The sequence below is a fragment of the Anoxybacillus mongoliensis genome, from assembly GCF_014201515.1.
Taxonomy (GTDB): domain Bacteria; phylum Bacillota; class Bacilli; order Bacillales; family Anoxybacillaceae; genus Anoxybacillus; species Anoxybacillus mongoliensis.
Map to the genome: position 1 here is coordinate 23957 of NZ_JACHEQ010000016.1, position 12409 is coordinate 36365.

General features: G+C 43.5%; 7 protein-coding genes. All 7 read right to left on the minus strand.

Going from position 1 to position 12409, the window contains the following annotated elements; genetic code table 11:
- Window positions 1-125 precede the first annotated feature (125 nt).
- On the minus strand, window positions 126-1313 hold the full coding sequence (gene tuf, locus HNR43_RS12345; RefSeq protein WP_021095336.1) for an elongation factor Tu: 1188 nt from the start codon (window positions 1311-1313) through the stop codon (window positions 126-128).
- 120 nt (window positions 1314-1433) lie between these two features.
- Complete coding sequence (gene fusA, locus HNR43_RS12350) at window positions 1434-3512, minus strand: elongation factor G (protein WP_035020779.1); 2079 nt, start codon at window positions 3510-3512, stop codon at window positions 1434-1436.
- Between the two features lie 134 nt (window positions 3513-3646).
- A complete protein-coding gene (gene rpsG / locus HNR43_RS12355) occupies window positions 3647-4117 on the minus strand; it encodes a 30S ribosomal protein S7 (protein ID WP_004888658.1) in 471 nt (156 codons plus the stop codon).
- A 44-nt stretch (window positions 4118-4161) separates the two neighbouring features.
- Window positions 4162-4584, minus strand: a complete 423-nt coding sequence (gene rpsL, locus HNR43_RS12360; RefSeq protein ID WP_003397652.1) for a 30S ribosomal protein S12 — start codon at window positions 4582-4584, stop codon at window positions 4162-4164.
- Between the two features lie 101 nt (window positions 4585-4685).
- Complete coding sequence (locus tag HNR43_RS12365; protein ID WP_183244219.1) at window positions 4686-4934, minus strand: 50S ribosomal protein L7ae-like protein; 249 nt, start codon at window positions 4932-4934, stop codon at window positions 4686-4688.
- Window positions 4935-5059: 125 nt separating this feature from the next.
- Entirely contained in the window at window positions 5060-8659 is a 3600-nt protein-coding gene (rpoC, locus tag HNR43_RS12370; RefSeq protein WP_183244221.1) for a DNA-directed RNA polymerase subunit beta', read from the minus strand.
- A 49-nt stretch (window positions 8660-8708) separates the two neighbouring features.
- Window positions 8709-12269, minus strand: a complete 3561-nt coding sequence (gene rpoB, locus HNR43_RS12375; protein WP_035020781.1) for a DNA-directed RNA polymerase subunit beta — start codon at window positions 12267-12269, stop codon at window positions 8709-8711.
- Window positions 12270-12409 lie beyond the last annotated feature (140 nt).

Here is a 12409-nt window from a genome sequence, read left to right on the forward strand (position 1 = left end):
ACTCAATGCAAGTTTTTTATTTCTTTTCTTCGCAAACTGCCTTTCTTATTATACATATTTCATCATGCATTTTCAATGGAGTAAAAAATAAGTGGTCTAGCTGACCGCTAGACCACTTTCATCGATTACTCGATGATTTCAGATACAGAACCTGCACCTACTGTACGTCCACCTTCGCGGATCGAGAATTTTGTACCTTCTTCGATCGCGATTGGCGCGATTAATTCTACTGTCATTTCGATGTTGTCACCAGGCATAACCATCTCAACACCTTCTGGAAGTTGGATGATACCTGTTACGTCCGTTGTACGGAAGTAGAATTGTGGACGGTAGTTAGAGAAGAATGGAGTATGACGTCCACCTTCTTCTTTTGTTAATACGTAAACTTGCGCTTTAAATTTTGTGTGTGGAGTGATTGTTCCTGGTTTTGCTAATACTTGACCGCGTTGTACTTCATCACGAGAAACACCGCGAAGAAGTGCACCGATGTTGTCACCAGCTTCAGCTTGGTCAAGAAGCTTACGGAACATTTCAACACCTGTAACAGTTGTTGCTTTTGGCTCTTCAGAAAGACCGATGATTTCTACTTGGTCACCAACTTTTAAGATACCGCGCTCAACGCGACCAGTAGCAACTGTACCACGACCAGTGATTGAGAATACGTCCTCAACTGGCATCATGAATGGTTTGTCGATTTCGCGTTGTGGAGTTGGGATGTACTCATCAACAGCGTTCATAAGCTCGATGATTTTTTCTTCCCAAGCTGGATCTCCTTCAAGAGCTTTTAACGCAGAACCTTTGATTACAGGAACTTCATCTCCTGGGAAGTCGTATTCAGATAATAGATCGCGAACTTCCATTTCAACAAGCTCTAAAAGCTCTTCATCGTCTACCATGTCGCATTTGTTTAAGAATACAACGATGTAAGGTACGCCTACTTGGCGAGAAAGAAGAATGTGCTCACGAGTTTGTGGCATTGGACCGTCAGCAGCAGATACAACAAGGATCGCGCCGTCCATTTGCGCTGCACCTGTGATCATGTTTTTCACGTAGTCAGCGTGACCTGGGCAGTCAACGTGTGCATAGTGACGGTTGTCAGTTTCGTACTCAACGTGTGCAGTTGAGATTGTAATTCCGCGCTCACGCTCTTCTGGAGCAGCGTCGATTTGATCATACGCGCGCGCTTCTGCTTTACCTTGTTTCGCAAGAACTGTTGTGATTGCAGCTGTTAAAGTTGTTTTACCATGGTCAACGTGGCCGATTGTACCAATGTTGACGTGTGGTTTCGTGCGTTCGAATTTCGCTTTAGCCATTATAATATCCTCCTTAGTGTTTTTTATTTAAGTATAGAATGCTCGGAAGTGAAAGTGCACAGCACGTCCACTTCCAAGTCTTACATAAGTATTTATACTTGAACAATGCTAGAAAATCAATTATTCACCTTTATTTTTTTTGATGATTTCCTCAGCAATGCTTTTCGGAACTTCTTCATAATGGTCGAATACCATTGTGAATGTTCCACGACCTTGTGTATTGGAGCGCAATGAAGTTGCGTATCCAAACATTTCAGAAAGTGGAACCATCGCGCGAACAACTTGCGCGTTACCGCGAGCTTCCATACCTTCGACGCGACCGCGACGAGAAGTGATGTCACCCATGATGTCACCTAAATATTCTTCAGGGACGATGACTTCTACTTTCATGATTGGCTCAAGCAATACAGGGTCACATTTTGCTGCTGCGTTTTTCAACGCCATAGAAGCAGCGATTTTGAACGCCATTTCGCTTGAGTCAACATCGTGGTAAGAACCGTCGAATAATTTCGCTTTAATATCAACAACTGGGTATCCAGCAAGAACACCGTTTTGCATTGCATCTTCAAGACCTGCTTGAATTGCAGGGATGTATTCTCTCGGAACAACCCCACCGACGATCGCGTTTTCGAATTCGAAGCCTTTTCCTTCTTCGTTTGGTGAGAATTCGATCCAAACGTGACCGTATTGACCGCGACCACCAGACTGACGCACAAATTTACCTTCAACTTGTGCCGATTTACGGAATGTTTCGCGGTACGCAACTTGAGGAGCACCAACGTTTGCTTCTACCTTAAACTCGCGACGCATACGGTCAACGATGATGTCAAGGTGAAGCTCACCCATACCCGCGATGATTGTTTGACCTGTTTCTTGGTCTGTCCATGCGCGGAATGTTGGGTCTTCTTCTTGAAGTTTTTGTAGCGCTGTGCTCATCTTATCTTGGTCAGCTTTTGACTTCGGTTCGATCGCGATTTGAATAACTGGCTCTGGGAATTGCATAGACTCCAAGATGACTGGGTCTTTTTCATCACATAATGTGTCACCAGTTGTTGTATCTTTTAAACCTACAGCTGCCGCAATGTCACCTGCGTAAACTTGTGCAATTTCTTCGCGGTGGTTTGCGTGCATTTGTAGAATACGACCGATACGTTCACGCTTACGTTTTGTTGAGTTCAACACGTAAGAACCAGAGTTTAATGTACCAGAGTACACGCGGAAGAATGTCAACTTACCAACGTAAGGGTCTGTCATAATTTTGAACGCTAACGCTGCAAACGGAGCATCGTCACGCGCTTCACGAACTGTCTCTTCTTCTGTATCAGGAACAGTTCCTTTAATCGCCGGGATGTCGACTGGTGATGGTAAGTAGTCAACAACTCCATCAAGCATTAATTGAACACCTTTGTTTTTGAATGCAGAACCACAGAATACTGGGAAGAATTGAACAGAAACTGTCGCTTTACGAATCGCCGCTTTTAGCTCTTCTTTTGTAATTTCTTCCCCTTCTAAATATTTCATCATTAATTCTTCGTCAAGCTCTGCAACTGCTTCAATTAATTTCCCGCGATATTCTTCCGCCATATCACGATAGTCTTCAGGAATCTCGATGCGCTCGATGTTTTTTCCTAATTCATCGTGATAGTGATATGCGCACATTTCAACAAGGTCAATGATACCCGTAAATTGATCTTCTGCACCAATCGGTAATTGGACAGGGTGCGCATTCGCTTGTAAACGTTCATGAAGCGTTTTTACAGAGTATAAGAAGTCTGCGCCAATCTTGTCCATTTTGTTTACGAAAACGATACGCGGAACACCGTATGTAGTCGCTTGGCGCCATACTGTTTCTGTTTGCGGCTCTACGCCTGATTGTGCGTCTAATACCGCGACTGCACCGTCTAATACACGCAATGAACGCTCAACTTCTACTGTGAAGTCGACGTGTCCAGGTGTATCGATGATGTTAATGCGATGGCCTTTCCATTGAGCTGTTGTCGCTGCGGACGTAATTGTAATTCCGCGCTCTTGTTCTTGCTCCATCCAGTCCATCGTTGCTGCGCCCTCATGAACTTCACCGATTTTATGAACGCGTCCTGTGTAGAAAAGGATACGCTCTGTTGTTGTCGTTTTACCGGCGTCAATATGGGCCATGATTCCAATATTGCGAGTGTTTTCCAAGGAGAACTGTCTTGCCATATGGATTTTTTCTCCTTCCTTAAATGAAGTATCGTAATTTAATTTACATATAGGAATATAGGCGAACGAGCGATGGGCATGCTTTTTTATTTTCAACCGCATCGCTCTCACCTATTCTTAATTGAACGAAAAAATTACCAACGATAGTGTGCAAACGCTTTGTTTGCTTCTGCCATTTTGTGCGTATCTTCGCGTTTTTTCACAGCTGCACCTGTATTGTTTGCTGCATCCATGATTTCGTTCGCCAAACGCTCTTCCATCGTTTTTTCCCCACGAAGACGAGCGTAGTTCACGAGCCAACGAAGACCTAATGTTGTGCGGCGCTCTGGGCGCACCTCAACAGGAACTTGATAGTTTGCACCACCAACACGGCGTGCGCGAACTTCAAGAACTGGCATAACGTTTTTCAACGCTTGCTCAAACACTTCCATTGGATCTTTACCTGTGCGCTCACGGATGATATCGAACGCTGTGTAAAGAATTTTTTGCGCTTTACCTTTTTTACCGTCAATCATGATTTTATTGATTAAACGTGTAACTAGCTTTGAATTGTAAATTGGATCTGGTAACACATCTCGTTTAGGAACCGGACCTTTACGTGGCATAGTTTTTCCTCCTTTCAGTAAAAATCAACGAAAAATGTTGAATGTTATTTCTTAGCTGCTTTTGGTTTTTTCGCACCGTATTTAGAACGACCTTGCATACGGTTCGCTACACCTGCTGTGTCTAAAGCACCGCGAACGATATGGTAACGTACCCCTGGTAAGTCTTTTACACGTCCACCGCGAATTAATACAACGCTGTGTTCTTGTAAGTTATGACCGATACCTGGGATGTATGCAGTTACCTCGATACCGTTAGATAGACGTACACGGGCATATTTACGAAGCGCAGAGTTTGGCTTCTTTGGTGTCATTGTACCTACACGTGTACATACTCCACGTTTTTGCGGAGAGTAAACAGTTGTTTGAACTTTTTTGAAGCTGTTGTACCCTTTATTTAACGCAGGTGATTTAGATTTCACTACCTTTTTTGTACGACCTTTACGTACAAGTTGGTTAATTGTAGGCATGGTAAATTTCCTCCCTTCACAATCAAATTCAAGCCCACACATCCAGGTGGCTCATTTTTATGCAAAAACAAAGTTTTTGTAGTAACCCACAAAAACAGTTTTTAACGAATAATTGCAACAGCAGCCGCTCCTACGTCGATTTTACATGCTTTCCCGAGCTTTTTCATCGAGTCCACTTTACAAACAGGTACATTTGCTTCTTTTGCCGCTTCCAGCACTTTTTCGATAATTGCTGCATCCGCATCTTCGGCAATCACGATCTCATGTACCTTTCCATCTTTCAGAGCTCGCACTGTTTGTTTCGTTCCTACAATAATTTGTTTTGCCTGTGCGACTTTTTCATAAGACATGTAACATATCCTCCAAAGTGACAGGTTTTCGGAACACCTTTATTATGCTATCACTTTCTGAGTGCTGTGTCAACTATTATTTTTGGACCTATTGCTAGCATCGCTCGCTAGCAATAGGTCTATCATTATTTCGTTGTAACAACATCTTCGTCTTTTGCTGTTTTAATTATCGGCTTTACTTTGCGGTAACGAGCCATACCTGTTCCTGCTGGAACAAGCTTACCGATGATGACGTTTTCTTTTAGTCCAAGTAATTCGTCGCGTTTTCCTTTGATTGCTGCATCCGTTAAGACGCGTGTCGTTTCTTGGAATGATGCTGCAGACAAGAACGAATCTGTTTCAAGCGATGCTTTCGTAATTCCAAGTAATACTGGACGGGCCGTTGCTGGTCGTTTGCCTTCCATCAACACTTTCGCGTTTGCATCTGTGAATTGATGGATATCAAGTAATGTACCAGGCAACAAGTCTGTATCACCTGCATCAATGACACGCACTTTACGAAGCATTTGACGAACCATAACTTCGATATGTTTATCGCTAATTTCTACCCCTTGCATGCGGTACACTTTTTGTACTTCACGCAACAAGTATTCTTGTACAGCGTTCATATCTTTGACTCTCAACAACTCTTTCGGGTCGATCGAGCCTTCTGTTAATTCTTGGCCACGCTCGACTTTCTGCCCTTCTTGCACTTTCAAGCGCGCACTGTAAGGGGCTGTATACGTACGTGTCTCGACTTCGCCCTGGATGACAATCTCGCGTTGACGGTCACGCGTTTCGTTAATCGCCACAACAACACCATCTATTTCTGAAATGACGGCTTGACCTTTTGGATTACGCGCTTCAAATAACTCTTGTACACGCGGCAAACCTTGTGTGATATCGTCTCCTGCTACCCCACCTGTGTGGAACGTACGCATTGTAAGCTGTGTACCTGGCTCGCCGATCGATTGGGCTGCAATAATACCGACCGCTTCACCAACTTCGACTTCCGTACCGGTCGCCAAGTTACGTCCGTAACATTTTTTACATACACCATGACGCGTGTTGCATGTAAATGCCGAACGAATCCATACTTCTTCAATGCCTGCTTTGACAATCGCGTTCGCGATGTCTTCTGTAATCATTTCATTTTCGCGTACAAGCACTTCACCCGTTTCCGGATGTTTTACCGTCTTACGCGCATAACGTCCAATGAGACGATCTTCAAGCTTCACGATCACTTCTGTGCCGTCTTTTAACGCACGGATCAACGTACCACGATCTGTACCACAGTCATCTTCACGAATAATGACGTCTTGTGCAACGTCAACAAGACGACGTGTTAAATAACCAGAGTCCGCTGTTTTTAACGCTGTGTCCGCAAGACCTTTACGCGCTCCGTGTGTTGAAATGAAGTACTCAAGTACTGTTAAACCTTCACGGAACGAAGATTTAATCGGAAGCTCGATAATACGTCCAGCTGGGTTTGCCATTAACCCACGCATACCTGCAAGTTGCGTAAAGTTCGATGCGTTACCGCGGGCTCCAGAGTCACTCATCATGAAAATTGGATTTCGTTTGTCAAGCGACTCCATTAAGCGACCTTGAATTTTGTCTTTCGCCGCACTCCAAATCGAAATAACACGTTCATAACGTTCTTCATCAGTAATTAAACCGCGTCTGAATTGTTTTAATACCGTATCAACTTTTGCTTGTGCTTCTTCTAAAATTTCTTGTTTTTCAGGCAAGACAACAATATCCGCTACACCAATTGTAATACCGGCTTTTGTTGAGTACTTAAAGCCGAGATCTTTCATGCGGTCAAGCATTTTAGACGTTTCGGTAATTTTGAAACGTTTAAATACTTCTGCAATGATGTTACCGAGAATTTTCTTCTTAAACGGCGGAACGAGTGGACGCTTACGGATTTCTTCTTTCACGTTCACACCTTTATCTAAGAAATACTTATCCGGTGTTCGCTCTTCAATGTTTTCTTGCGTCGGTTCATTAATATACGGGAATGACTTCGGCAAAATCTCATTGAAGATTAACTTCCCAACTGTTGTGATAAGCAATTTATTATTTTGCTCTTCTGTAAACGTTTCGTTTTTCAACGAACCAGCATGAACAGCGATGCGTGTATGCAAATGAACATAACCGTTATGGTAAGCTAGCAACGCCTCGTCCGTATCTTTAAATACCATTCCTTCCCCAACAGCACCTTCACGTTCCATCGTTAAATAGTAGTTTCCTAAAACCATGTCTTGTGAAGGCGTAACGACTGGCTTTCCATCTTTCGGATTCAAAATATTTTGTGCAGCAAGCATAAGTAGACGCGCCTCCGCTTGTGCTTCTGCCGAAAGCGGTACGTGCACAGCCATTTGGTCACCGTCAAAGTCCGCATTGTATGCCGTACATACAAGTGGATGTAAGCGAATCGCACGACCTTCTACAAGCGTCGGCTCAAACGCCTGAATACCAAGGCGGTGAAGCGTTGGTGCGCGGTTTAATAGCACCGGATGCTCTTTAATGACAGATTCTAAAACATCCCAAACTTCTGGATGAACGCGCTCAATTTTTCGTTTTGCACTTTTAATATTATGTGCTAAGCCGCGTTCTACTAATTCTTTCATAACGAACGGCTTAAACAACTCAAGCGCCATTTCTTTTGGTAAGCCGCATTGATACATTTTCAAATTTGGACCGACAACGATAACAGAACGACCAGAATAGTCAACGCGCTTACCGAGCAAGTTTTGACGGAAACGACCTTGTTTTCCTTTTAACATATGGGAAAGCGACTTCAGTGGACGATTTCCTGGTCCTGTAACAGGACGACCACGACGACCGTTATCAATTAACGCATCGACAGCTTCTTGAAGCATCCGCTTTTCATTTTGCACAATAATGTTCGGTGCCCCAAGGTCTAATAGACGTTTTAAACGGTTGTTCCGGTTAATGACGCGACGATATAAATCGTTTAAGTCAGATGTCGCAAAACGCCCACCGTCTAACTGTACCATCGGACGCAACTCTGGCGGAATAACAGGTAGTACATCCAAAACCATCCAAGACGGGTCGTTACCAGAGTTACGGAATGCTTCAAGAACTTCAAGACGCTTAATTGTACGAGCACGACGTTGGCCTTGTGCTGTTTTCAATTCCTCTTTTAACGTTTCTACTTCTTTTTCAAGGTCTATGTCTTGTAGTAATTTTTTAATCGCTTCCGCACCCATTGAAGCTTGGAACGAGTTTCCGTACTTCTCGCGATACGCGCGATATTCTTTTTCAGAAAGCAATTGTTTCTTTTCTAATGGCGTATCGCCTGGATCCGTCACAACGTAAGATGCAAAGTAAATGACTTCCTCTAGCGCGCGAGGGGACATGTCTAAGACAAGTCCCATGCGGCTAGGAATTCCTTTAAAGTACCAAATATGTGAAACAGGGGCTGCTAGTTCAATATGACCCATGCGCTCACGGCGAACTTTTGCACGTGTAACTTCGACACCACATCGGTCACAAACGACACCTTTATAACGAACGCGCTTATACTTTCCACAATGACATTCCCAGTCTTTTGTTGGACCAAAAATGCGTTCGCAAAACAGACCATCTTTTTCTGGTTTTAATGTTCGATAGTTAATCGTTTCTGGTTTTTTAACTTCACCATACGACCAAGAACGAATTTTCTCGGGTGAAGCGAGTCCGATCTTCATATATTCAAATTTATTTACATCTAACAAGGGGCCTACCTCCCTTTTAATATCCAGGTTTTACCCTTATGTCAACACACTATTCTTTTACAACAACGCCCTCATCTTCTTTGGCTGACTCATCTGTAGGTGGGATGATGTCAACTGGTTGAACGTCATCATCTTCCCCGAAGTTTTCCATACTAATTTCTTTTTCATCACTTGACAAAACTGTTACGTCCATACCTAAGCTTTGTAACTCTTTAATTAATACTTTGAACGATTCAGGAACGCCTGGTTCTGGAACGTTTTCACCTTTTACGATGGCCTCATATGTTTTCACACGACCAACGACATCGTCTGATTTGACAGTTAAAATTTCTTGTAACGTATAAGCTGCACCGTATGCTTCAAGCGCCCATACTTCCATCTCACCGAAACGCTGACCACCAAACTGCGCTTTTCCACCAAGTGGTTGTTGCGTCACAAGCGAGTACGGACCTGTCGAACGAGCATGCAATTTATCGTCAACCATGTGCGCGAGCTTAATCATGTACATAATGCCGACAGAAACACGATTATCAAACGGCTCTCCAGTGCGCCCGTCGTATAGAACGGTTTTCGCATCGCGTGCCATTCCTGCTTCTTCTAACGTTGCCCATACATCTTCTTCACGAGCACCGTCAAATACAGGCGAAGCCACATGAAGACCTAACTTTCTCGCCGCCATTCCGAGATGCAACTCGAGTACTTGCCCGATGTTCATACGCGAAGGTACGCCTAACGGGTTTAACATAATGTCAACCGGTGTACCATCTGGTAAAAACGGCATGTCTTCCTCAGGTAAAATACGAGAAATAACCCCTTTGTTTCCATGGCGTCCCGCCATTTTGTCACCTTCGGAAATTTTCCGTTTTTGTACAATATACACACGAACAAGCTGGTTTACACCTGGAGGTAGCTCATCACCGTCTTCGCGAGTAAACACTTTGACATCGAGAACAATTCCACCTCCACCGTGCGGTACACGTAAAGAAGTATCTCGAACTTCGCGTGCTTTCTCGCCAAAGATAGCGTGCAACAGGCGCTCTTCTGCGGTTAACTCAGTGACACCTTTTGGAGTGACTTTACCGACAAGCAAGTCCCCATCCTTCACTTCTGCACCGATGCGTACAATACCGCGTTCATCTAAGTTGCGAAGCGCATCTTCGCCGACGTTTGGAATATCACGCGTAATTTCTTCTGGACCGAGCTTCGTATCGCGCGCTTCGGATTCATATTCCTCAATATGAATGGATGTATACACATCGTCTTTAACGAGACGTTCGCTCATAATAATCGCGTCTTCATAGTTGTATCCATCCCATGTCATGAACGCAACAAGCACGTTGCGACCAAGCGCTAATTCACCTTTTTCCATCGATGGACCGTCAGCTAAAATCTCACCCTTCTCTACAATGTCACCCGCTTTAACGATCGGGCGTTGATTGTAGCACGTTCCTTGGTTTGAACGAACAAACTTCAACAAACGATATTTATCTAAATCACCTTTTACTTCTTTTCCATCGACTTCAATTAAACGGCGCACCCAAATCTCCTTCGCTTCGACGCGCTCGACAATTCCACGATGCTTACAAATGACTGCAGCACCAGAGTCTTTCGCTGCAACATACTCCATTCCTGTACCAACGATTGGAGCTTCCGGTTGCATAAGTGGAACAGCTTGACGTTGCATGTTCGCACCCATAAGCGCACGGTTCGAGTCATCGTTTTCTAAGAATGGAATGCAAGCCGTCGCTACGGACACGACTTGTTTTGGTGAAACGTCTACATAGTCCACGCGATCGCGTTTAACGACAATGTTTTCACCACGGAAACGAGCAACAACGTTTTCTTCTAAAAACGTTCCATCTTCGGCAATCGGAACATTCGCTTGGGCAACAACGTAGTTGTCTTCTTCATCTGCTGTTAAATAGTCAATTTGATTCGTTACTTTGCCTGTCTCCGGATCAACACGACGATAAGGCGTTTCAATAAAGCCGAATTTATTCACTTTCGCGTATGTCGAAAGCGAGTTAATTAATCCAATGTTCGGACCTTCTGGCGTTTCAATCGGACACATGCGGCCATAGTGCGAATAGTGAACGTCACGCACTTCAAAACCGGCACGTTCACGTGTTAAACCGCCCGGACCAAGCGCAGAAAGACGACGTTTATGTGTCAATTCTGCAAGTGGGTTTGTTTGATCCATGAATTGTGATAATTGTGAGCTTCCGAAAAACTCTTTAATAGCCGCAATGACCGGACGAATGTTAATGAGTTGCTGTGGTGTAATTGTGTTTGTATCTTGAATGGACATCCGTTCACGAACGACGCGCTCCATGCGCGAAAGACCAATCCGGAACTGATTTTGCAGCAACTCTCCAACAGAACGAAGGCGACGATTTCCTAAATGGTCGATATCGTCTGTATCACCGACGCCATGCAATAAGTTAAAGAAGTAGCTAATCGATGCAATAATATCTGCAGGTGTAATGTGTTTTACTGTTTCTGGAATATATCCGTTACTAATGACTGTGATGACTTTTTCGCCATCTGGATCGTTTGGAGCATAAATTTTGATTGCTTGCAAAGCAAACTCATCTTCGACAACGCCCCCAAGCGGCTGGTATTTACGTATACCGATCCCTTTTTCAAGCTCAGGTAAAATGCGGTCGAGCGTTCTACGATCGAGAACCGTTCCTTTTTCAGCAATTACTTCACCCGTTTCCGGATGAACAAGTGTTTCTGCTAAACGTTGACCGAATAAACGGTTTTTAATATGGAGCTTTTTGTTAATTTTATAACGACCAACGCTTGCTAAATCATATCGTTTTGGATCAAAGAAACGAGAGATCAACAAGCTTTTTGCGTTTTCAACGGTAGGCGGCTCCCCTGGACGTAACCGTTCATAAATTTCAAGCAACGCTTTTTCTGTACTTTCCGTATTGTCTTTTTCTAACGTATTACGAATATACTCGTTATCACCAAGTAAATCGACAATTTCTTGGTCTGAGCCAAAACCTAACGCCCGTAATAACACGGTCACAGGCAACTTACGCGTACGATCAATGCGAACGTACACAACGTCTTTTGCGTCTGTTTCGTATTCGAGCCATGCACCGCGGTTTGGAATGACGGTAGCTGTAAAGCCACGTTTTCCGTTTTTATCTACTTTTCCGCTATAATATACGCTTGGTGAGCGAACAAGCTGAGAAACGATAACACGTTCAGCGCCATTAATAATGAATGTGCCTGTTTCTGTCATTAATGGGAAATCACCCATAAACACATCTTGTTCTTTTACTTCGCCTGTTTCTTTATTGATTAGGCGCACTTTGACCCGAAGCGGTGCTGCGTATGTAACATCGCGTTCTTTTGATTCTTCGACAGAGTACTTCGGTTCTCCTAAGCTGTAATCAATAAATTCTAGTGACAAATTCCCTGTAAAATCTTCGATCGGTGAAATATCTTGAAACATTTCACGCAATCCTTCGTCGAGAAACCACTGGTAAGAAGAAGTTTGAATTTCGATTAAGTTTGGTAGTTCTAACACTTCACTAATGCGCGCATAACTTCTTCGTTGGCGGTGTCGTCCGTATTGAACTAGTTGACCTGTCAACTGATTCACCCCTCAAATCAAACATTAATAACTTGTCATCAGACAAAAAAGAAATGGTTTCTTATAAGAAAACCACATGTTTGACCTATTATATATTTTATAAGTTTTTCCTTTAAAACTAAAATTATACATACATACAC